The organism is Micromonospora sp. ATLC16 (assembly GCF_057196645.1).
Window position 1 is genome coordinate 1 of record NZ_JBXUOW010000008.1, and the last position, 21,217, is coordinate 21,217.

19 protein-coding genes, 2 pseudogenes and 1 riboswitch are annotated in these 21,217 nt (G+C 71.6%); of the genes and pseudogenes, 10 read left to right on the plus strand and 11 right to left on the minus strand.

The features are described from left to right. Window positions 1-1,230 (plus strand): CDP-glycerol glycerophosphotransferase family protein (locus AC2CHE_RS05425; RefSeq protein WP_484503784.1); only part of this gene is annotated, 1,230 nt, incomplete at its 5' end. Between the two features lie 2 nt (window positions 1,231-1,232). On the opposite strand, the gene AC2CHE_RS05430 is transcribed toward AC2CHE_RS05425, so the two are convergent. Together AC2CHE_RS05430 and AC2CHE_RS05435 are read right to left on the minus strand one after the other, a co-directional pair. Next, window positions 1,233-1,574, minus strand: coding sequence for a DUF952 domain-containing protein (locus AC2CHE_RS05430; protein WP_484503785.1), 342 nt, complete (start codon window positions 1,572-1,574; stop codon window positions 1,233-1,235). A gap of 24 nt (window positions 1,575-1,598) precedes the next feature. Continuing rightward, entirely contained in the window at window positions 1,599-2,408 is an 810-nt protein-coding gene (locus AC2CHE_RS05435) for a class I SAM-dependent methyltransferase (RefSeq protein ID WP_484503786.1), read from the minus strand. 586 nt (window positions 2,409-2,994) lie between these two features. Between AC2CHE_RS05435 and AC2CHE_RS05440 the strand changes: the two are divergent. Together AC2CHE_RS05440 and AC2CHE_RS05445 are read left to right on the plus strand one after the other, a co-directional pair. Continuing rightward, a pseudogene (locus AC2CHE_RS05440) lies at window positions 2,995-3,352 on the plus strand (helix-turn-helix domain-containing protein); the annotation flags it as partial. A gap of 81 nt (window positions 3,353-3,433) precedes the next feature. Beyond that, the gene (locus AC2CHE_RS05445) at window positions 3,434-3,634 is read left to right on the plus strand and encodes a DUF397 domain-containing protein (RefSeq protein ID WP_484503868.1); all 201 of its coding nucleotides are present in this window, start codon (window positions 3,434-3,436) and stop codon (window positions 3,632-3,634) included. Between the two features lie 155 nt (window positions 3,635-3,789). Here the strand turns inward: AC2CHE_RS05445 and AC2CHE_RS05450 are convergent, their stop codons facing one another. The 3 genes from AC2CHE_RS05450 to AC2CHE_RS05460 form a co-directional block, all read right to left on the minus strand. Beyond that, the gene (locus AC2CHE_RS05450) at window positions 3,790-4,668 is read right to left on the minus strand and encodes a C39 family peptidase (protein WP_484503787.1); all 879 of its coding nucleotides are present in this window, start codon (window positions 4,666-4,668) and stop codon (window positions 3,790-3,792) included. A 227-nt stretch (window positions 4,669-4,895) separates the two neighbouring features. Continuing rightward, a riboswitch (cyclic di-AMP (ydaO/yuaA leader) is annotated at window positions 4,896-5,036 on the minus strand. 277 nt (window positions 5,037-5,313) lie between these two features. Further along, on the minus strand, window positions 5,314-6,072 hold the full coding sequence (locus AC2CHE_RS05455; protein WP_484503788.1) for a hypothetical protein: 759 nt from the start codon (window positions 6,070-6,072) through the stop codon (window positions 5,314-5,316). 940 nt (window positions 6,073-7,012) lie between these two features. Next, window positions 7,013-8,269, minus strand: coding sequence for an acyltransferase family protein (locus tag AC2CHE_RS05460; protein WP_484503789.1), 1,257 nt, complete (start codon window positions 8,267-8,269; stop codon window positions 7,013-7,015). A 329-nt stretch (window positions 8,270-8,598) separates the two neighbouring features. On the opposite strand from AC2CHE_RS05460, the gene AC2CHE_RS05465 reads away from it, so the two are divergent. From AC2CHE_RS05465 to AC2CHE_RS05480, 4 genes and pseudogenes are all read left to right on the plus strand, one after another. Next, window positions 8,599-9,723 (plus strand): glycosyltransferase family 2 protein, encoded by a 1,125-nt coding sequence (locus AC2CHE_RS05465; protein WP_484503790.1) that lies wholly within the window; start codon window positions 8,599-8,601, stop codon window positions 9,721-9,723. Next, entirely contained in the window at window positions 9,714-10,766 is a 1,053-nt protein-coding gene (gene pseI, locus AC2CHE_RS05470; protein ID WP_484503869.1) for a pseudaminic acid synthase, read from the plus strand. The genes AC2CHE_RS05465 and pseI overlap by 10 nt, the downstream gene beginning before the upstream one ends. 101 nt (window positions 10,767-10,867) lie before the next feature. Beyond that, on the plus strand, window positions 10,868-11,962 hold the full coding sequence (locus tag AC2CHE_RS05475; protein ID WP_484503791.1) for a potassium channel family protein: 1,095 nt from the start codon (window positions 10,868-10,870) through the stop codon (window positions 11,960-11,962). 40 nt (window positions 11,963-12,002) lie between these two features. Beyond that, window positions 12,003-12,170 (plus strand): annotated as a pseudogene (locus tag AC2CHE_RS05480) (tellurium resistance protein TerC); the annotation flags it as partial. 52 nt (window positions 12,171-12,222) lie between these two features. Here the strand turns inward: AC2CHE_RS05480 and AC2CHE_RS05485 are convergent. The 4 genes from AC2CHE_RS05485 to AC2CHE_RS05500 are packed head-to-tail and all read right to left on the minus strand — an operon-like array spanning window position 12,223 to window position 14,956. Then, a complete protein-coding gene (locus AC2CHE_RS05485; protein WP_484503792.1) occupies window positions 12,223-12,720 on the minus strand; it encodes a hypothetical protein in 498 nt (165 codons plus the stop codon). Further along, window positions 12,704-13,462: an SDR family NAD(P)-dependent oxidoreductase gene (locus AC2CHE_RS05490; RefSeq protein ID WP_484503793.1), complete on the minus strand. Its 759-nt coding sequence runs from the start codon at window positions 13,460-13,462 to the stop codon at window positions 12,704-12,706. Before AC2CHE_RS05490 ends, AC2CHE_RS05485 begins: the two co-directional genes overlap by 17 nt. Then, window positions 13,455-14,708: an AMP-binding protein gene (locus AC2CHE_RS05495; protein ID WP_484503794.1), complete on the minus strand. Its 1,254-nt coding sequence runs from the start codon at window positions 14,706-14,708 to the stop codon at window positions 13,455-13,457. The genes AC2CHE_RS05490 and AC2CHE_RS05495 overlap by 8 nt, the downstream gene beginning before the upstream one ends. Next, the gene (locus AC2CHE_RS05500) at window positions 14,705-14,956 is read right to left on the minus strand and encodes an acyl carrier protein (RefSeq protein WP_093403117.1); all 252 of its coding nucleotides are present in this window, start codon (window positions 14,954-14,956) and stop codon (window positions 14,705-14,707) included. The genes AC2CHE_RS05495 and AC2CHE_RS05500 overlap by 4 nt, the downstream gene beginning before the upstream one ends. A 27-nt stretch (window positions 14,957-14,983) precedes the next feature. Here AC2CHE_RS05500 and AC2CHE_RS05505 point away from each other — a divergent pair, with 27 nt between their 5' ends. Next, window positions 14,984-15,544 carry a GNAT family N-acetyltransferase gene (locus tag AC2CHE_RS05505; RefSeq protein ID WP_484503795.1) on the plus strand — a complete coding sequence of 187 codons (561 nt, stop codon included), beginning with the start codon at window positions 14,984-14,986 and terminating at the stop codon, window positions 15,542-15,544. A gap of 65 nt (window positions 15,545-15,609) precedes the next feature. On the opposite strand, the gene AC2CHE_RS05510 is transcribed toward AC2CHE_RS05505, so the two are convergent. After that, window positions 15,610-17,370, minus strand: coding sequence for a hypothetical protein (locus AC2CHE_RS05510; protein ID WP_484503796.1), 1,761 nt, complete (start codon window positions 17,368-17,370; stop codon window positions 15,610-15,612). Between the two features lie 151 nt (window positions 17,371-17,521). Between AC2CHE_RS05510 and AC2CHE_RS05515 the strand changes: the two genes are divergently transcribed. Together AC2CHE_RS05515 and AC2CHE_RS05520 are read left to right on the plus strand one after the other, a co-directional pair. Then, complete coding sequence (locus AC2CHE_RS05515) at window positions 17,522-17,899, plus strand: DUF5372 family protein (protein ID WP_484503870.1); 378 nt, start codon at window positions 17,522-17,524, stop codon at window positions 17,897-17,899. A gap of 47 nt (window positions 17,900-17,946) precedes the next feature. Next, window positions 17,947-19,962 (plus strand): recombinase family protein, encoded by a 2,016-nt coding sequence (locus tag AC2CHE_RS05520; protein ID WP_484503797.1) that lies wholly within the window; start codon window positions 17,947-17,949, stop codon window positions 19,960-19,962. Between the two features lie 10 nt (window positions 19,963-19,972). Here the strand turns inward: AC2CHE_RS05520 and AC2CHE_RS05525 are convergent, their stop codons facing one another. Continuing rightward, window positions 19,973-21,193 (minus strand): serine hydrolase domain-containing protein, encoded by a 1,221-nt coding sequence (locus AC2CHE_RS05525; RefSeq protein WP_484503798.1) that lies wholly within the window; start codon window positions 21,191-21,193, stop codon window positions 19,973-19,975. Window positions 21,194-21,217 lie beyond the last annotated feature (24 nt).

Consider the following 21,217-nt stretch of genomic DNA (forward strand, 5'->3'; position numbering starts at 1 on the left):
CTGCTGGTGGGCGGCGCCGCCGCGGCCGTCGCCCTCGACCTGGCCCGGCGTCGGTTCCGGCCGTCCCCGACCGGGTCGGCGGTGGCCCGGGCGCTGCGCCGGCACCAGCCCGAGTTCGTCCTGCACTTCTCCGCCCCGCCCGGCTCCGAGTACCAGGTCACCATGTGGCTGCCGTACCTGGAACGGATCGGCCGACCTTTCGTGGTGCTGGTGCGGGAGCCGGAGTTCCTGGCCACCATCGCGGCGGCCACCACCGCCCCGGTGGTCTACTGCCCCACCACCCGGAGCATGGACGAGGTGCTGGTGCCGAGCCTGCGGGTGGCGTTCTACGTCAACCACGGCGCAAAGAACAGTCACTGCATCAGGTTCACCCAGCTCACCCACGTGCAGTTGCATCACGGTGACAGCGACAAGGCTCCCAGCGCCAACCCGGTCTCGGCGATCTTCGACCGGATCTTCGTCGCCGGTGAGGCGGCCGTCGACAGGTACGCGCGGGCCGGGATCGACATCCCCGCCGAGAAGTTCGTGGTGGTCGGCCGCCCCCAGGTCGAGGCGATCGAGGTGCGTTCGCGGCCGGTGCGGGGCCTGACGAACCCGACGGTGCTCTACACCCCCACCTGGACCGGGCACAACGCCGACGCCGACTACTGCTCGCTGCCGGTGGCGGAGCCCCTGCTCCGACGCCTGGTGGACCGGGGGGCCACGGTCATCCTGCGGGCCCACCCCTACACCGCGCAGAACCCGGCCTCGTCCCGGCAGTTGGCGCGGCTGCACGACCTGCTCGCCGCCGACCGGGCCCGCACCGGCCGGGCGCACCTCTACGGCGCCGCCGCGAGCAAGCTCACCCTGACCGACTGCGTCAACCGCGCGGACGCGCTGGTCTCCGACGTCTCCGGGGTGCTCTCCGACTGGCTCTACTCGGGCAAGCCGTACGCGGTGACCGACATGGGCACCGACGGCGACCGGTTCGTCGAACGCTTCCCGCTGGCCGCCGCCGGCTACGTGCTGCCCGGGGACATGACCGACCTGGACGACGTGCTGACCCGGCTGCTCGACACCGACCCACTCGCCGAGGCCCGCTGGGCCACCCGCGCCCGCTACCTGGGCGACTTCCCCGCCGACTCGTACGCCGAGGTCTTCCTGGCCGCCGCGCGGCGCGAACTGGACCCGGCCTGGACCGCACCGGCGCAACGCACCGCGGTCGCCGCGCCCGTCTCTCCCACCACTTGAGGTCACCGGCCCTCGGCGGAAACCTCCTCGTCCACCCGGGCCGCACCCGCGACCTCGTGGACCCCGCGAACCGCGGCCATAGGCAACGCCGCGTAGACGTGCGGGAACGGTCCACCGTTCGGGACGTCCTCCCACCGCAGCGCGGCACCGAGCAGGGACGCGTCGAGCGCGACGATGACAAGCTGCGGCTGATCGCCGAAGACCCGCGCCGCCGTCGCGGCCAGTTGGGATCGCGACGAGCAGTGGATGAAGCCGCTGTCCCGGTCGAACGGTGACCCGTCGAACCGGCCCGCAGCCTGGAACTCGGCCCATTCGCCCGGCAGCAGGATCTTGTAGATCAGCACGTCGCCATGCTGCCAGGGAGGCCGTCAATCGAGGCGTACGGCGATCTGGAGGGTGTTCAGGTAGTGCTTGCGTACCGTCCCGGCCGGGCGCGCGGCGATCAGGTGCCGGATCCCGTCGAACAGAGTCCGTCGCTGCCAGGGCGCGGCGGCGATGTGATTGGAGTACGTGGACAGCACGGCCAGGTACTCGTCGGCGGTGTAGTCGCGGCTCCAGACGTAACGGTGCACGGTCGGGCTGGCGAAGAACCCGCTGCCTGCCATCGCCGCCGCATCGGGGGCCGCGATCGCCTCGGGTGGCTGCGGGCCGCCCTCCCCGTCACCCATGCCCGCCTCGGCGTAGATCCGCTGGACCTGCCGGAAGAAGTCGTCGCCACCTTCCGGTGACACGTGCTCGGTGGCCACGATCGCCAGGTGGCCGCCGGGACGCAGCAGCTCGGCCGCCCGACGGTAGGCGACCTCCGGATCCAGCCAGTGCCACGCCGTGGCGGCGAAGACGAGGTCGAACGGCACGTTTTCGTCAGCTTCCCACCGCTCGAAGGGCGACACCACCACGCGCACGTCGCCCCGGCCGGCGAGTACCCGACGCGCCACGGCGGCCAGTTCCCGTCCGGGCTCCAGGCCGACCACCTGCCAGCCACGCGCCAACAGCCCACGGGTGGCCTTACCGGTGCCGGTACCGAGCTCCAGCACCCGAGCCGGCCCAACCACCAGGCGAGTCGTCTCGGCCAGGTCGGCGAACAACGACTCCGGATAGCCCGGTCGGGCCCGCTCGTACAGCTCGGCGGCCGTGTCGAACGTCGTAGCCAGCCCCGCGTACGGCTCCTGCTCCCCCATGGCTCCCCCGCAAACGTGTAAACGTCGAGGCCGATGTCACCCTGATCGTCGCATCGCCCCCACCCGCCGTTCCCACCCTAACCGCACCCACTACCGCGCCGCCCTCACCGCACCCACCGTCGGGTCGCCGCCACGCCCACCACCGCGTCGCCCCCGCGCCTCCCGTTACCCCCGCTCTCCCCGCGCCACGCGACAGGCCGGGCAGGTTGCCGTCGTACTCGACGCGCAGCAGCAGCCGGGCCTGCCCGCACGGTCAGGGTTGCCCGTCGGCACGGCAGCACCACATCGGCCGTAACGGGGTGTGCGGCACCTCGGCGTCGCACAGGTACCAGGCAATCCGGTTACGCACATCGACCTCCCAGTCGGCGATCGGAGGGGCCACCCGGACGCGAGGAAAAGGCGCTCGGGCGGCCCCGGGACAGAACCGCCCCGTCCCCTGTGGATGGGAGCGGCCCCGTTGCGTGACAGTCTGGTGAGGACGGCACTACGGTCGGAAGGCATCGACGCTGGCCACGGTGGGAGCCGGGTGCCCCGATCCGGCCCTGGGCAGCCCCTTGGCGATCTTGACAGACCCGGTGGAGGGGACATGGAACGCGAGCAGCCTTCCGACCTGCATGAGTTGATCCGTACGCAGCTTCGCCGGCTGCGTACGGCCGCGGGCATGAACCAGGAGGAGTTCGGACGGCGTACGAACTATTCGGCGTCCCTGGTGTCGGCGGTGGAGGTGGGCACCCCCCGCTGGATCGGCCGTACGCGAAGCGGGCGGACGAGGTCCTGGCGACAGGCGGGATGTTCGAGGAGTTGTTGCGGACCGCCGAGGTGCTGCGCCAGCCGGCGTGGTTGCTGCCCTACCTGGAGGCCGAGCACAACGCCCGGCAGCTCCGCTGTTATAGCCGACGCCGGTGCCGGGCCTGCTCCAGACCGAGCGCTACGCCCGCGCGGTGGCTGTCCCGGTGGGAGACGGTGCGCAACGAGGCACTGTCCGGCCGCCAGTCGATCGAGCGCATGAAGGATGTTGTGAAGCCATGGATCTGAACGGCGCGACCTGGCGCAAGTCCACCCGCAGCGGCTCCAGCGGCAACGACTGCGTGGAGGTCGCCGACAACCTGCCCGGCATCGTGCTGGTCCGCGACACCAAGAACCGCGACGCCGCCACGCTGGCCTTCACCCCGGCGGCCTGGGCGGGCTTCGTCGGCCTGGCGAAGCGGCACGCCCCGCACGCCTGACGACGCGACACCGCCCACACGTCCGACGAACCCGAGCTACGGCGAGCTGGCGACACAGCACGCCCCGCCGCTTGACGTACCGGAAACGGAAGCCCTCGGCCCGCGGGCCGAGGGCTTCCGGGTGCAGCGGAACGGGTGCAGCGGAACGGGTGCGATCAGGCCGAGTAGCCGCGGGTGGCGGCCCAGTTGGCCAGGGCGATGGTGCTGATCCAGTACGACGGGTACGAGGCGTCGGCCGAGTCGGCGATTTTCACCAGCCGGCCGGAGTCCTGGTAGCCGACCACGGCGATGTAGTGGCCCCCGGGGAACGAGTGCCAGCGGCCGTCGGTGTCGGTGACGGAACCGGCGACGTTCACCACGACGCCCCGCCCGTCGGTGACGGCGGCGACGACGTCCGCCTGGAGCTGATCCATCTGGGTCGGGGTGGCCGCACCGCCACGGATCATCGTGGTCTCGTACGGGTCGCCCTTGACGACGGCGTTGAGGACGCGGGTGGTGTCCTCGGCCGAGTTGGTGCCGGCGAAGGTGGTGCCGAGTTGGCTGGCCAGGGCGTCCTGGGTACGCGCGACACCGGCGGCGCTTAGCGCGTTACGCACCGCGGCGGGACCGCAGTAGTAGCCGTTGCTCTGGGCCTGGTGGTCGTAGTCCAGAACCTTCGAGGCCGGCGGCTTGGGTGTCGCCTTCTTGCTGACCAGGTCCGGGTCCGTGGTGGCCTTCGGTGACGGCGAGGCGGCGCTGGCCGGCGCGGCACTGCCGGGTGCGGCGCTGCTGGGTGCGGCGGTCGTCGGCGCCACCTCCACCTGACTCGGCGCGACCTCCGCCTGACTCGGCGCGACCTCCGTGTCACTGCGCACTTCGGCGGCGGCGGTCGTGGCCTGCGTGGTTGCCGGGGTGTTCCCGGTGCCGGCGAGGGCCGCGCCGGTGCCGGTGGCCAGGACGAGGGCCACGGCGGATCCGACAACGAGCTGATAGGGGCGTTCGGTGACCCGCCGGCGGAGCCGGCGGGAGAGGGTGTGCTTCAACGGTTCCTCCACGGGTTGAGGGAAGAACGGCACACCGGCACCGGCGGTCGGGTCGGCAGCAGGGCACCGACGACCGCCCGGGTGAGCGGGACAGGCCGTTCAAGGGGTACGCCCGGAAAGGACCCGGGCGGTGGCGATGACCGGGGTCAGCTCGCGGCGGTCGGGCCAGCGAGCACGGGCACCGCGGTGCCGTGGAGGCGGGGGAACCGGGGGATCACATCGGACTGCACGAGGGTTGGTACTCCTTCCGTCACCGCCGACCGGGTTAGCTGACGGATTCGGGCGGGAAGTCGCCCTACCGCAAGCCGAGGCTCACGGATTCACCCCAGTGGCGCTGTGGGTCCCCGGTTCGTGAGATCACGATTGAGCGGGTCGGCACGGCGTCGCTTCCTGCGATCGGCTACCGCACCGGACGCGCTGACATTACTGGTCGGCCACCTCGAAGCCAAACCACCCTGACCTGCTTAAACATCATCCGGCGCGGCAATTTTCGGGTACCGAAGAACTGGCATCGCTCAATGGGACCGACGGCATTCCAGGCACTTTCAGGTAGCAACCGGACGGCCGGTGAAAATCTCGACGGAGATTGCTGCGGCAATGGCCTCACCTACGAAAAGTGACCGAATTTCCGGCCATTGTGACCCAGCTCATGGAATTTCAGCCAAGCCGAGCCGGACGCCAGCGCGGGACAAGGTCGGGCCGCCCGACGGTGACCCGACCGGAGACGGGCAGCCGGTTCGGTCGGAGCCGCCCGGCGGCCACGTACGCCTCGGCGGAGAGGGCGCGGGCCGCCTCGGTGGCCAGTTCCGCCGCCCGCCACAGGTCCCGCTCCCGCTCGGCGGCCGATCGATGGGCCGCCAGGCGGTTGTCACGCACCACCCGGGCGAGGATTACCTCCTGCTCGGCCGGGTGACGCCGGGGGTCCCAGCCGGAGCGGCCCGCCAGCACATCGCTGAGCTGGCGGGCGGTCAGGTCACCACGCCAGTGGGCCGCCATCGCGGCCCGGCGCAGCCAGCGCTCGCGGGCCGCGTACTCGGCCGGGGTTCGGGGGGTGCGTGGGGTCGGCAGTCCGGCGACGCCGGCCAGCCGCCGGGCGGCGGCCTCCGCCTGGTCGTACGCGGCCCAGGCGCGGTCCAGTTCCGCCTGGGCCACCCGCCATGCCGTACGCCGTCGCTCGGCGTTCTGCCCGGCACCGGCTGCCGCGACCGCCACCTCGCCCACGTATCGGCGCAGGTCGGCCTCTTCGGTCGCGGCACGGAGCGCGTCCTCGTCGGCGGGTCTCTCCACCGGACCGGCCGGCTCCGGGCGGGCCACGAGCACGGTGAGGACGCCCAGCGCGAGCACGAGCAGGACCGACCAGATGGCGGCGGCGCGTGGCACCTCGATCAGGAACTGGTAGAGAACGGTCTTCTCCATGTCGGCACCTCGGGAAATCGGTACGGCGACGGTGGCCGTGCCGGCAGCGGATCGCGGATGGCGTCGCGGCGCGGTCGCGGGTTCGTTCGGGCGGTGCCCCCTCGTGCCGGGAGCACCGACGTCGCGGCTGGCGGCAACGGGCTGGCAGGGGCTCGGCGCGGGTGCGGCACCGAGCGGTGCGGAGGTGACGGATGGTCGCCGGGGTTCAGGCGTGCGGTGGGGCGCGGGCGGCCCGAACGCCCCCGACCGGGGCCGCCGGCGTGGCCCGGGAGATCGAACAGGCCGTCCGGGACCCGCGTGACGCGCGCAGCGACGTTGCCGAGCGCCGTCAGCCCGCACCGACCACAGGCCGTCGGCTGCGTCGCGGACACCCCGGCCGGGTCGGCGAGATCGTCGGCGCCCCGCGCGGTCGGCAACGCGCAACCTCTGGCCGAGTCCGCTGAGTCACCGGCACACCGCGCAGTAGGCTTCGCCAGGCAGACCAGGTCAAGGCATGCGACCAGATCGAACGGTACGGCCAGCTGGAGAGCGGTGGCCGGGTCGAGGGGTGCGGCTTGGCCGCGAGCGGCGGCCAGATCGACGGGTGCGCCCTGGTGCCAGCCGGCGGACGTCGGTGGCACGGGGGTCTCGATCGGTGTTGCCGTGGCCGTGAACCGGTCGGCGGCGGCCGGGTGGCCCGGCAGAGCCCAGGCACCGAGGGTGAAGGCGGCGGCGACCGCGAGCCCGGTCAGCAGCCGCGCGGCCCAGCGCGCCAACCACCACAGAGGACGGACAGGCGCGGCGGGAAGCACGTCGTCACGCTACCGCCTCGACCGCCCGGGACGCATCAGCCACCGGGCGTGTCGAATCGCCCGGCGCGTCGCCGGGTACGTCGATACGCGCAGGTCAGGATACCCCTAACCTGCCGTCCGTGATGGACGGTCTCGCCATGATCGACGCCTCAGGCGGGGTCCACACCGTCCCGGGACGACCGCTGTCGGGGCAGCCCGACCACCGACGGGCCAGCCGGCGCCTCGGAACACTCCGCGCCCGACCGCCCGGAGCGCGCCGCGCCGCCCGGCGACTCGGTACGCGCCGCGTCCGACGGGCCGGGTCGCGGCGGCCGGGAAGGGGCCAGGCGACGCATCATCGGCTGTTCCACGTACCGCTGCAGCAGAGCGGCCAGCCCCAGGGTGAGCAGCAGGAATCCGATCACCGCGAGCGGACCCCACCAGCCGGGCAGGCCGGTGCCCCAGTCGCCGGTCAAGCGCAGGATCGTCATGATCACGAAGACGTGCACCAGGTAGAACGCGAAGGAGACCTCGCCGAGCCAGACCATCGTCCGGGAGCGCAACGGCGAGCGCCGCCCGTGCACGTCCGCGTCGGCCGCCGCGGCGATCACCAGGACGTACGCCGCCGACAGCAGTGCCGCCCAGAACTCGGCCCGGATCCACTGGGAGGCCGCCACCCAGGTCAGGACGAAGATCAGGCTGGCCACGGGGAGCCGGGGCCCCCGCCAGCGGCCCCGCAGCATGAGTTCGGCCGCGGCCACGCCCATCCAGAACTCCAGCGAACGGACCAGCGGGAAGACCTGGGTGAACCACCAGCGATCCGACTCCGGCACCAGTGCCTGCCCGGGCCAGAGCGCCAGGATCAGCAGCGGCACCGCGATCACCACGGCCCACAGCAGCCACGGACGGGCCCGCCGCACCGCCGGTAGCACCAGCGGTAGGCACAGGTAGAAGAACAGCTCGCAGGAGAGCGACCAGCTGACGTTGTTGATGCTGTAGAAGTGGCCGGGCCGGGGGTCCCACGCCTGCACCAACAGGAGGTTCTCCAGCGCCGCCACCGGGTTGATCGGATCGGCGAACCAGAGCATCGCCAGCATGGCCAGCGCCCACAGCACCAGATGGTTCGGATAGATCTTGGCGAACCGGCGTCGCCAGAACCGGCGCCGGGAGGCGCCGGGCCGGGCGGACCAGACCAGCACGAAGCCGCTGAGGATGAAGAAGAACTGCACCCCGGACAGACCCAGGGTGAAGATCTCGCCCACCACCGCCTGCGGGCCGGGATCGGCGATGATGCGCATGGTGCCGGCGTGGAAGCCGAAGACCAGCAGCGCGGCGATCCACCGCAGTCCGGTCAGCGACGGCAGGCGGTCGGCGTCCGTACGCTCGCGTGGGGTGGTCGCCGACGCCGCGAGGGTAGTGCTCGTCATGCCCACCTCCCGGTTCTCGACCACATCACCCGCACGCCCATCTCCTCGTGGCCGCCGAGATGGCGGCAGCAGCCGGCCTCCCGTGGCAACCGGTCGGCGCAGCCCGCCGGGCACCCTACCTCGGCTGGCAGGCAACTGCCTGGCTCGGCCGCCCTGCCGCACTCCGGAGCGACTCCCGCCGCGGCATTTGTCCAGATCGATGACCGGCAGCCCTTCAATCGAACAGGTGCCCGTCGTTAACCTGGCACTCATCGGCTGTTCAAAGACTCCACCGCACCCGGCCACGTCAGGTTCCAGCTTCGTCAACCCGGGTGGCCGAAGGTTTCCGGGTGGTCACACCGCCGACGCCAACGCCGCTGCTGAGCATCGTCGTGCCGGTTTACGGCGTCGAGGCGTACCTGCGCCAGTGTTTGGACTCCATCCACGCCGACATTCCAAGTGCCGAGGCGGCGCAGGTCGAGGTGATCGCCGTCGACGACGCCTCACCGGACCGGTGCGGTGACCTGCTGCGCGAGTACGCCGCCGAGCAGCCCGGGCTGCGCGTCCTGCACCTGGACCGCAACGTCGGCCTCGGACCGGCCCGCAACGCGGGCCTGGACGTGACCACCGGCCGGTACGTGTGGTTCGTCGACAGCGACGACTGGCTGCCGACCGGCACGATCCCGACCGTGCTGGACCGGCTGCGGGTGGACCGCCCCGACGTGATGATGGTCGACCACCTGCGGGTGCACGAGTGCGGGCGCGAGGAGGTGGACGCCAGCAGCCGGCTGCTGCGCCCGGCCCCCGACGTGGTGCGGCTGGCCGACCGGCCGCACCTGCTGCGGGTGCAGCACACCGCCTGGAACAAGGTGGTACGCCGGGAGTTCATGGCCGAGTTGGGGCTGCGCTTCCACCCCGGCTGGTACGAGGACATCCCGTTCAGCCACCCGCTGCTGATCGGCGCGGAACGCATCAGCGTGCTGGACCGGGTCTGCTATCTGTACCGTCAGGGCCGCCAGGGAGCGATCACCTCCACACGTAGCGGTCGGCACTTCGACTCCTTCGAGCAGTACGACCGACTCTTCGCCTGGCTGGGTCGACGGCATCCCGACGGGCGCTGGCACGCCGAGCTGTTCGACCTGATGGTGAACCACTTCCTGGTGCTGCTGGGCAACGACGACCGGTTGCATCCGCATCTGCGCCGGGACTTCTTCCGCCGGGTCGCCGCGCACTACCGCAGGTACCTGCCCCGCGGCGGCTACCCCCGACCAGGTGGAGTGCCGGGGCTCAAGCACCGGCTGGTCGGCCGCGACAGCTACCTGGCGTACGCGGCGCTGCGGCGGGCCCATCGGCTCGCCGGCCGGCTCCGCGGCAGCGCCGGTGGGGATGCCACGACGGGCGGGTCGGCACCGGCACCGGGCAGCCCGGCCCAGGACCGCAGCTTGGTAAGCACGCACGGAAACGGATCGGAATGACGTTCAAGATCGGGTCGCATCTGGTCGGCGCCGGAGAGCGCCCCCTCGTGGTGGCCGAGATGTCCGGCAACCACAACGGAGACCTGGACCGCGCGCTGTCCATCGTGGATGCCGTGGCGGCCAGCGGCGCGCACGCGCTGAAGCTTCAGACGTACCGGCCGGACACCATCACCATCGACGTGGACACGCCGGAGTTCCGCATCTCCGGCGGGCACGAGCTGTGGGGCGGGCAGAACCTCTACCGGCTCTACGAGAAGGCGCACACCCCGTACGAGTGGCACCGGCCGATCTTCGAGCGGGCCCGCGCCCTCGGGCTGACCGTCTTCTCCTCCCCGTTCGACGCCACCGCAGTGAAGCTGCTGGAGGAACTGGACGCCCCGGCGTACAAGATCGCTTCGTCGGAGCTGGTCGACCTGCCGCTGATCCGGCTGGTCGCGGCCACCGGCAAGCCGCTGGTCATCTCCACCGGGATGGCCACCCTGGCCGAGATCGACGCCGCCGTACGCACCGCCCGCGACGGTGGTGCGGGCGGAATCATCCTGCTGGCCTGCACCGCCTCCTACCCGGCACCGCCGGCCGACAGCAACCTGCGCCGCATCCCGGTGCTGGCCGACGCGTTCGGCGTGCCGGTGGGTCTGTCCGACCACACCCCGGGCATCGGGGTGCCGGTCGCCTCGGTGGCGCTCGGCGCCTGCTTCATCGAGAAGCACGTCACGCTGGACCGCGCCGACGGCGGGGTGGACTCCGACTTCTCCCTCAACCCCACCGAGCTGGCCGCCCTGGTGGTCGAGTCGGAGCGGGCGTACGCGGCACTGGGCGGCACGGCGGTCGGGCCGACGCCGGCCGAGCAGGAGGGCCTGCGCTTCCGGCGCTCGCTGTACGTGGTGGCGGACGTGCGGGCCGGTGACGAGGTGACCGTGCACAACGTCCGCTCGATCCGCCCGGCCGGTGGACTCCCCCCGGTGGAGATCGACCGGGTGCTGGGCCGCCGGTTCACCGCCGACGTGGCCCGCGGCACCGCGCTGAGCTGGGACCTCGTCTGACCTGTTGACCTGCCGACCGCTCTCCGAGTGGCCGACACGTCGTGCGGAGCTGGGATCTGATCTGGGGGTGCCGGTTCCGGCGGACGGGTATACCTCTGCGTATGACCTTGGTAGCGGTGGCGGCGGGCCTGGCACTGATCACCGTGGTGGTGGTCGACGTCTGGCTCACCGTGCTGCACCCGGACGCGGAGGGACCGATCGCCCGTACCGTCCGGCGGCTGGTCTGGCGAGCCTCGTCGCTGACCGCCGGCCGACGCCGCACGCCGCGCCGCACGCCGCTGGTCTGGGCGGGACCGATCCTGGTCACCGGCACGTTCCTCGCCTGGCTCGGGCCGCTGGTGCTCGGGGTCGCGCTCGTCGTCTGGCCGAGCATGGACGGCTACCACCGGGTCACCGGTTACGGGCCGGCCGGTTTCGTCGACGCCCTCTACTACGCCACCGGGCTGCTGACCGTACTCGGCTTCGGCGACCTCACCCCGGACACCGGGGCGCAGAAGCTGTTTGCCGTGACCGCCGCCGCCCTCGGCTTCGGCTTCTTCGCCGCGCTGGCCACCTACCTCATCGAGCTGATCACCGGGCTGACGGTCCGTAACCGGTTCGCGCTGACCATCTACGACCAGGTGCGCGGCACCGACGGGGTGGGCCTGCTCGTCCGAAGCCTGACCGACGAGGGGGTCGACGCGGCCCGGGAGCGGTGCATGACCTGGGCGGCGAGCCTGCGGGAGGTCGACGACACCGTCCGTCGGTATCCACTGGTCGCCCTCACCTACCGGCCCCGACGGCGGGACTACGACATCGAGCCCGCCCTGGAACAGATGGCCGCCATCACCGTCGCGGCGCTGCTGGCCGCGAGGTGTGAGCCTTGGTGCGGCCTCCGACCCCGGGCGGAGGAACTGGCGTACGCCCTGCTGCGGCTCCAGGAAACCATCAGCAGTCGTTACCTGGGCCGTCATCTGCTCCCGGCGAGCAGCGAGCCGGCGGCGGACGACGCGGATCCCGATGAGGCTCTACGGCGGCTGCACGCCCGGCTGGTCGACAAGCTGGGTACTCGGTTCGATCGGCCATCGGGTGGCGACGAGTTGGTCCGCGAGTTGCTCTCCCAGTCGCTGCCGTTCCTCGCGGCGCTGCGCGGCTGGTCGGTGCTCGGAGCCACCCGCGACGGCCAGCCGATCAAGGTCGACCGACCGGACGAGTAGACACGGCCCTTGACGCGCGAAGAATGCTTCGCGAATATGGCTGCGCCGTTTCGTGCACCTGCACTGCAGTCTGGCGGTGCTGCTGGCCTTCGCCGGGGTCAAGCTCATCCTGTCCGAGACCCCGGTCGGCAAGCTCCCCATCCCGGTCACCCTGGGCGTCATCGTCGCGACGATCGCGGTGTCCATCGTCTGGAGCCTGCGCAGCACCAGCTCGCGCTCGGAAACTCCGGAGCCCGCACAACTTCCCTGATGTTGCGGTCTCAGCCGGCGCCGGACACCGCAACATCAGGGAAAGTGCGGAAGTTTCGGCCGGTGGGGTCGGCGGGGGTGAAGGCGACGGTGACGACCACGTCGTCCAGCGACAGGGTGCGCCACAGCCACACGGTGCCGGGCGGCACCTCCAGGCCGTGCCGGTGCCACCAGGTGGCCACCGGCACGTCGGCGAGCTTGGCCAGACACTCGACGCGGGTCCACCGGCCCCAGAAGTCGAGGGACCCGAACCGGCGGGCCAGCGCGACGGGAGGCGCGGTGGCGGTGCGCTCGGCGTCGATCGCGACCCGCCAGCCGGGCACCGGTAGGGCGTACCAGCCGACACAGCGTCCGTCGCCGAGATGGCTGCGGGTGACGGCGTCACCCGAGTCGGCCACCGCCGTCACCCGCAGGTGTCGTGGTGCGGCGGCGAGCAGGGCGGAGACCCGTTGTCCCGCACCGTCGTGGGTGCGGGACGACGGGTACGGCGGTTCAGATCGAGGCGGCACCGTCGACCACGATGACCTGGCCGTTGATGTTCGTCTGGTCGCGCAGCAGCAGCCGCACCACCGGCACCACCTCCTCCGGCTCGGTCAGCTGACCGGTCGGCGTACGGCGCACGATCTGGTCGAGCTGGGTCTGGCCGAGCACCGCCGACATCTCCGAGGCGAAAAAGCCCGGGGCGACCGCGTTGACCAGCACCCGCCCGCCCAGTTCCCGGGCCAGCGACCGGGTCGCCGCGTCCATCCCGCCCTTGGTGGCGGAGTACGCCACCAGACCCGGAAAGCCGCGCTGCGCGCAGATCGAGGTGATGTTGACGATCCGCCCGCGTCTCCCCTGGGCGAGCATCCGCCGCACGGCCAGCCGGGTGAGCTGCAACGGCGCGGTCAGGTTGGTCTCGATGATCCGGGCGATGTCGGCATTTGCGGTGTGCACGTGCAGCGAATCCTGCCCGACGGCCGCGTTGTTCACCACGCCGTCGATCGGGCCGAGTCGATCCTCGGCCGCCCGGACGAACGCCTGCGCGGCGGCGAGGTCGGTCACGTCGACCGAGCCGACGTGCGTCCGCTCCGGATGGGTGTCGGCGAGCTTGGCCAGCTCGGGTGTGACGGTACGGGCGAAGGCAGCCACCTTCAGGCCCGATTCGAGCAGGTCGGTGACGATGGCGAGGCCGAGACCGCGGGAACCGCCGGAGACGAGCACCACGGAGCTGGGCGGTACGGGTTGGGCGGGGGTGGTGGGGTCAGACATCGCTCTTCAGGGTCTCCTTGACGGGAATCTCGGTCAGCACGCGGATCCGGCGCGGCACCGCGTACTCGGGCAGCTGCTCGGCGCACCAGCGCACCAGCGTCGCCTCGTCCAACGTGGTGCTGCCGGTCGGTACCACCTCGGCGACGACCATGTGACCGAGCAGCGGGGCGCGTCGACCGGTGACCCGGGCCCAGGCCACCTGGGGATGCGCGGTCAGCACGTCGCGGACCACACCGGCGGAGACCTTGCTGCCACCGACGTTGATCTCGTCCGCGTCGAGCCGACCCGTGATCAGCACCCGGTCACCGCTCACCTGCGCCCGGTCGCCGGTGCGAACCGGACCGTCCAGCCCGGCGCCGTGGTACGGCGAGGTGATCACCAGCTCTCCGTCGTGCACCCCGATGGTCGGGCGACCCGGCGCTGCCCGGTCCAGCCACTCCACCGGGAACCCGGCCCGCCCGTCGTGCACGACGATGGCCGCGCCGACCTCGGAGGAGGCGTAGATCCAGGAGATCCGAGCGGCTGGAAACAGCTCCCGCAGCCGGTCCAGGATGGTCTGGTCGACCGGTTCGCCGCCGAGGGTCAGCTGACGCAGCGGCACCCGGGCCAGCCCGGCCGGATCGCGGTGCAGGGCCCGTCGCCAGAAGGTGGGGGTGCCGGAGGCGGCGTCCACACCGTGCTCGGCCGCCAGCACCGGCCAGTCGTCGAGCTGATCGGGCTCCACCACCACCAGGTGCTGACCCGGCTGGGTCAGCGACAGCGTGACCACCTGCCACCAGGCGTACGTGCCGGGGGCGTACGGGCAGAGCCAGGTCCGCGCGGGCTGCTGCCCCCGGACGGTGGTGAGCGATTCGAGGGTGTGCCCCACCCGCTTGGGACGACCGGTGGAGCCGGAGGTCAGCAGCCACAGCCGGCCGGGCTCAGCGGTCCGTGAGGCGGGCGAGGTCGCATCCCCGGCCGTGCGGTCACCGCCCAGTTCCGTCACCGCGAACCCGGCGTCGCGCAGTTCCGCGCGCATCGCCGCGTCGACCCGGCTGGCCGTGCTGAGCAGCAGCTCGGTGCCGTGCACGGCGTGGTGCCGGGCGGCGGCGAGCGCGTGCCGGGCCGAGTGGGCCAGCGCGGCAGCGGGCCCGGGAAGGGTCAGCTCCGGCAGGTCACGCCAGGTGAGCGTGGCACCGTCGACGACGATCCGGTTGTCCACTCCGGCCGGCTGGACGGGGACCTGCGGGGCGGTCTCGACGCTCACTGCCGCTGCAACTCGACGAGGAAGTCCAGCACGTCGCCGACGGTGGCGATCCGGCGCAGCCCGGGGGCGTCGAAGTTCAGCTCCTCCCCGGTGGCGTCCTCGACGCGCAGCGCCAACTCGGAGAAGTCCAGCGACCGGAAGCCAACCTCGCGCAGATCGGCGGCGTCGTCGGCGGGCAACGCTTTGCCCTGGTTCTTGAGCACCTCGCCCATGAGGTCGCGAATCTGCGCCCGACTCAATTCCTTCATGCGGCGGAGTGTACAGCCAGGTGAATCGTGATTAGGGTGCCCGGTGACCAGGTAAACGGGACGGAAAGCGAGCGGTACGTGTTGCGTGACGCCACCGAGGACGACGTTAACCTGATGTTGTCCTGGCGTAATCAGGAGGTCAACCGACAGGTCAGCAAGACCAGTCACGTCATCACCGCCGAGGAGCACCGACGGTGGTGGTCGGCGGTGCGTCAGGACCCCTCCCGCCGGGTGCTGACCTACCTGCGCGACGGCGTGCCCAGTGGCGCGGTCACCTACTTCGACCTGCGGTTGTCCGGCCCGCGTACCGGCGGGTGGGGTTTCTACCTGGACGCCGAGGGGCTGGCCGAACGGGGCGAGACGCTGCCCGCCTGGCTGGAGGTGATGCGGGAGGCGGTGGACCACGCCTTCGACGTGCTGGCGCTGGATCGGCTCGACGGCGAGGTGCTCGGCCACAACACGGTGGTACGCCAGATGAACCGGCGGCTCCGTTTTGTCGAGGGGCCCGGCCGCCAGGAGACCCACGGCGGCCGGGAAATCACCGTGATACCCATTTCTCTGGAGCGCGCCAACCGTCGCGTCCGCTGATATTTGGCTTTCCGTCCACGCATTGTTCACGTGGCCGACGAGTTACGTTGGCCGCCACTGCGGAATCACCCGCGCCGCCACCCGGCCCATTTGTGCTGCGGGTCGCCGCCCAGCCGGACGAAGCCGTGCCGGATGCCGTCCCAGTCGTTGGGTTCGCCGGGTGCCCAGCGGGCGAAGACCACCTCCGCGTCGGCCGGCGGCCGGTCGCGGAACCACGGCACCTCGGTCCAGGTCACCTGGTGGCTGAGGTTGTACCGGAGCTGGTAGGGCACGCCGGTGGAGGCGGCGACCCGCTCCGGCGCCCGGACCCCCAGTTGGGTCACGCTGGGCACGGGCGTGTCGGCCGCCGCCAGCGGGCGGATCAGCCGCTGCGTGATCACCTGCATGGTCGCCACGTTGACCACGAGCAGCGCGGTGAGCACGACCGCCAGCAGGCGGGTACGCGCGGCCCGGTGGCGGGTCGCGAGCACGAGCACGAGCAGCAGGCAACCGGCGACCCCGATCGCGGAGCCGACCAGCGGGCGCATCTGTCGCCACCCGCCGGTCAGGGCCATCAGGTCCGGCGCGCTGAACCCGCCCCAACGCAGCGGCGCACCATCGGCGGCGGCCTGCGACAGCCGAAGCTGGATCAGTACGCCGCCCGCCGCCAACAGCAGCACGGTGGCCCCGGCCCGGCGCAGCAGCGGACGGTACGCGATACCGAACAGCAGCCCGATGCCGACCAGCAGCCAGAACGGGGCGAACATCTGCACGTAACGGGCGTAGATGGCGTCCGGCACACGGTCGGGTACACCGGCCAGGACGACCTCCGCGCCGACGGCGACGCCCACGGTGGTCAGCAGGGCCACACCGAACGTCCACCTGGCGGCGGCACCGCCCCGGCGGCACAGCCGGGTCGCCGCCTCGGCACCGGCCAGCCCGGCCAACCCGAAGGTGACGACCGTCAGGTACCACACCTGCGTGCCGACGGACGCCAGCACCTGCGACAGTCCTCGGACCGAGGTGACCGCCCGCACCACGTTGCCGCCGGCCGGGCTGCCGAGCAGGTGCACCGTATCGCCGAGCAGCCGTACACCCGCCTCGTTGCCGAGCACCGCGGCCACCACCGGCAGCACCGCCGCCAGCAGCGCGGCCGGGTCCAGCCGACGGCGGACGACCAGCGCCAGAGCCAACAGCGCGAACCCGGCGACAATCACCACCCCGCGCGAGTGCACCAGATGCGCCGCCCCCGCCAGGGCGCCGCACATCGCCGCGGCGACCGGTCCGGGCCGCTCGACCAGCCGGTGCACGGCGAGCAGCCAGGCCAGCAGCAGCGGCCCGAGCACCGCGTCGGTCATCGCCACCGTGGCGTGGAAGGCCACCGCCGGCAGCGTCGCCGCGCCGGCCGCCGCCGCCAGGGCCGGACCGGGCCGCAGTCCCAACAGCCGGCGACCGAGCAGGTACGCCAGCGGCAGGACCGTCGCGTTCAGCGCCGCGTTGATCACCCGTACCAGCAGGTAGGTGTCGAGGAACTCCCGGTCGAGGAGGAAGGCCGGCGCGATGAGCAGCGGGTACCCGATCCGGCGCAGGGTCTCGTTCTCGCTGCTGAATCCGCCGGGACCGCCGGCCAGGGCGCGGGCGGTGTTGAGGTAGCTGTCCTCGTCGGTGTGCGCGAACGGCATGCTGGCGTGGCGGGCCAACCAGATCCGCCAGGCGGTGCCGAGCAGCCAGCCGCCGACCAGCAGCAGCGGGACCAACCAGCGTCGGCGGTTGGGGCGCGGAGATCCCGGCCGGGCCACCGATCCGCCCGTCTTACCGGCCCGGGTCGTCTCGGCCTCGACGGTCATCTTTCCTCCCAGGACGCGGCCCCGGGCAGGCAGCCGCCGTCCGGACGCGCCACGGTTCCCGGTCGGATCGAGACGCTAACCGCCCGGTCGACGCAGGTCGGAACCCGTGCCCTATACGGCTCATCAGTCAAGGTACTCTTCGGACTCATTGGTGATCACTCACCCTTTCCATCCATTGAAAGGTCAGCGCTTGACCGTGCTGCTTTCGCAGCGCAAGCGCACTGGGCTGTTCTTCGTGTGCGAAGTCGAGGGGAGGCGACGGGTCACCGTGGCTCAGGAATGGACCGACCGCGGCGTGCCCGCCTCGACCGACCGCCTCGCGGTGGACGGCTTGACGGCGGCGCGGTCGCTGGTCGATGCGATCGACCCAAGCGGGGCGCCGCTGGCGGAGGCGGTCAGTGCCGGGGATGCCAGGGGTGACCGTCAGGGAACGGGAGCAGATGTCGGGCTGGGATCGTCGCCAGGCGGTGATGGCCGTGGCGAACATGGTCGAGTCGTTGCTGCGCGGCAGCGGGCCGGCCGACGGTGACCCCGACGACGAAGATCAGCAGCTCGCATCTGTCGAGGCTGGCGATCGTGTACGTGCGGCAGTCGACGGTCGCGCAGGTGCGGTTCAACACCGAGTCGACCCACCGCCAGTACGGCCTGGTCGGTACCGCCGCGGAGTTCGGGTGGCTGGCCGAGCAGATCGTCGTGGTCGACGCCGACCTGGGCGTGTCCGGCCGGTTCGGCGCCGAACGCGACGGCTACCGGCAGATCGTGGCCCGGATGTGTATGGGCGAGGTCGGCGCGGTGTTCGGCCTGGAAGGCTGCCGCTTCGGCCGCTCCAACGCGGACCTGACCCGGCTGATGGAGCTGGCCCGGCTGACCGACACGCTGCTGATCGACACCGACGGCGTGTACGACCTCGCCAACGTCAACGACCGCATCCTGCTCGGCCTCAAGGGGCAAATGTCGGAAATCGAACTCCACTTCCTGTTGGGGCGACTGCACGGGGCGAAGCTCGCGGCGGCGCAGCGCGGTGAGCTGCGGCATCCGCTGCCGGTCGGCTTCGTCTACGACTACGACCACACGGTGGTCAAGGACCCCGACGAGCAGGTCCAACGGGCGGTCACCGACCTGTTCGCCGAGTTCGAGCGCACCGGGTCGGCGTTGGGGGTGGTCCGCGCGTTCGCCGAGACCGGCCGGTTGTTCCCGCAGCGGGCGTGGGGCGGCGCGTGGGCGGGGCAGCTCAAGTGGGGCAAGCTGACGCATGCCCGGGTGTTGCAGGCGTTGAAGAATCCGACGTATGCCGGCGCGTACACGTTCGGCAAGACCCGCGACGTGCGCCGGGTGCAGCCCGACGGCAGTGTGCGCTCCGCGCGCCGCAAGCGGGCCCGCGAGGAGTGGACGGTGGTCATCGAAGACCACCACGAGGGCTACCTGACCTGGTCGGACTACCTGGCCATCGAGGCGAAACTCGCGGCCAACAACACCCAGAAGAACGCCCGGCCAGTGCGCGAAGGCACCGCGCTGTGCCAGGGCATCATCTTCTGCGGCGTATGCGGGGGCCGCGTCGGCACCCGCTACGACCGCCGCGACCGCAAGGTCACCTACAGCTGCCAGGTCAAGGACTCCGCGCGCACCCCGCAATGCCGCAACTTCTCCGCCACCGCAGTGGACGACGCGGTCGCCGCGCTGTTCCTGGACACGATCACGCCGGAGCAGATCGGGGTGGCCGTTTCTGCGGCTGAGGAGGTTGCCGAGCGGCACACCCGTAGCCACCGCGCCGCGGAGCTGGCGGTGCAACAGGCCCGCTACGAGGCCGACCGCGCCGAGCGGGCCTTCAGCAACGTGGAGCCGGAAAACCGTTTGGTGGCAAGGACTTTGGAGTCGCGGTGGGAAACCCGACTCGCCGCGCTGACCGAGGCGGAGGCGGCGCTGGCCACCGCGCAGGCCGCCAAACCGGCCTTGCCGGCCGCCACCTCGTTGCAGGCCCTCGCGCAGGACCTGCCGCGGCTGTGGCACGCCGAGACCACCAGCCCTCGTGACCGTAAACGGCTGCTGCGAAGCCTGATCGCTGACGTCACCCTGCTGCCCGAGCCGGACGCGCATACCATGCGGATCGGGGTGCGCTGGCATACCGGCGCCACTGACGAACTGGCCGTGGCCCGCCCCGGCCCCGGCCGCACCCCGCCCGCCGCGTTGGAGGTGATCCGTCAGCACGGCGCCACCCACACCAGCTCCGAGCTCGCCGACATGCTCAATGCCGCCGGGCTGACCACCGGAAAGGGGAAGCCGTTCACCGCTGGCGGCGTCGCTCGGGTCCGCGACGCCTACAAGGTCTTCGGGCCGCGCACCGTCGCGGTCCAGGACGGCGAGGTGAGCGTCAAGCAGGCCGCCGCGGAACTCGGTATCCCGGCCGACGCGATCTACAACTGGCTGCGTCTGGGGCAGGTGCCCGCCCGGCGCGGTCCGAGCGGACGCTGGTGCATCCCCTGGGACCCGGCAACTCGGGAGATCTACCAGCAGAAGGTCGCCGGCTCTTTCCGGCTCAAGCCGATCCCGTCCTCTCGAGCGTCCGTGATCGGGCAGGGCCTTGCCGGCACCTGACAGGGGCGCCTCATTGTTCGGGGGTGGTCGCGTCGCGTGGACCCGGCGAGGACGAGGCGAATGCGGTGGACACTAGGGTGTCGAGGAGTTGGTCGAGGTTGCCAGTGCCCCATGGGGTGGCGGCGACGGTGAGTTGGTGGCGGCCGTCCTTGGTGGTCCAGCAGAGGGTCTGGTAGCCGAAGATGTCGCCCTCGTGGCCCCAGAGCCGGGTGCCGTTGGGCAGGAGTTTGGTTTGTAGGCCGAGGCCGTAGTCGTAGTCGTGGCCGGTGGTCCGGGCGGTGCGCATCTGAGCGAGTTGGGTCGGGTGCAGCAGCCGGCCGGTGAGCAGCGCCTGGTAGAAGCGGTTGAGGTCGGCCGTGGTGGTGACGAGTTCGCCGGAGGCGCCCGCGACGGTCGGGTTGAGCATGGTGATGTCGATCGGCGTGGGCGTGCCGTCCTGTTCCTGAGGCAGGTAGCCGTGCGGGTGCGGCCCGGCGATGGTCGACTTCGCACCGGGGAGTTCGGTGCGGTGCAGGCCGAGCGGGCGCAGGATGCGCCGTTCGATCTCCGAGGCGTAAGGCCGGCCGGTGACCTTCTCGATGATGAGTGCGAGCAGGATGTAGTTGGTGTTGGAGTAGGTCCAGGAGGTGCCGGGCTCGAAGATCAGCGGCTGGCCATTGGTGAAGGCGAGCAGCTCAGCTGGGGTCCAGGTGCGGTCGCGCAGGCTGAGGATGCCGTCGACGGTGCCGTAGAGCGTGCGGAAGGCGCGGGTGTTGGTGTAGTTGACGATGCCGCTGGTGTGCTGGAGCAGCTGATGCACGGTGATCCGCTCGCCGGCGGCGAGCGTACCGGGCAGCCACCTCTCGACGACGTCGTCGAGGCCGATGCGGCGCTTATCGACCAGTTGCAGGGCGGCGGTGGCCACGAACGATTTGGTGACGCTGCCCGCACGGAATCGGCCGGCGGTCGGGACCGGTGTGGTGGTGCCGAGCTCAGCGACGCCGCTGGTGCCGCGCCAGGTCCCTCCGGGATGGCGGAATTCGGCGAGCACGCCGGCGGCCGCGGTCGCCGCGATGGTGTCCAACGCTCGCTGCAGGGCTGTGGCCCCGGGCTTGGTGGGCGTGGTGACCTCATCGGCCGAAGCCGAGGAGGCGGCGGCACCGGTGTTCAGGGCGAGCAGCCCGGCGGCGCCCGCGGACACGGCGAGCACGCCGGCGGAGCCGGATCTGAGCAGGGTACGGCGAGTGACCACGAGATGTCTCCGTTAGTGGGGAAG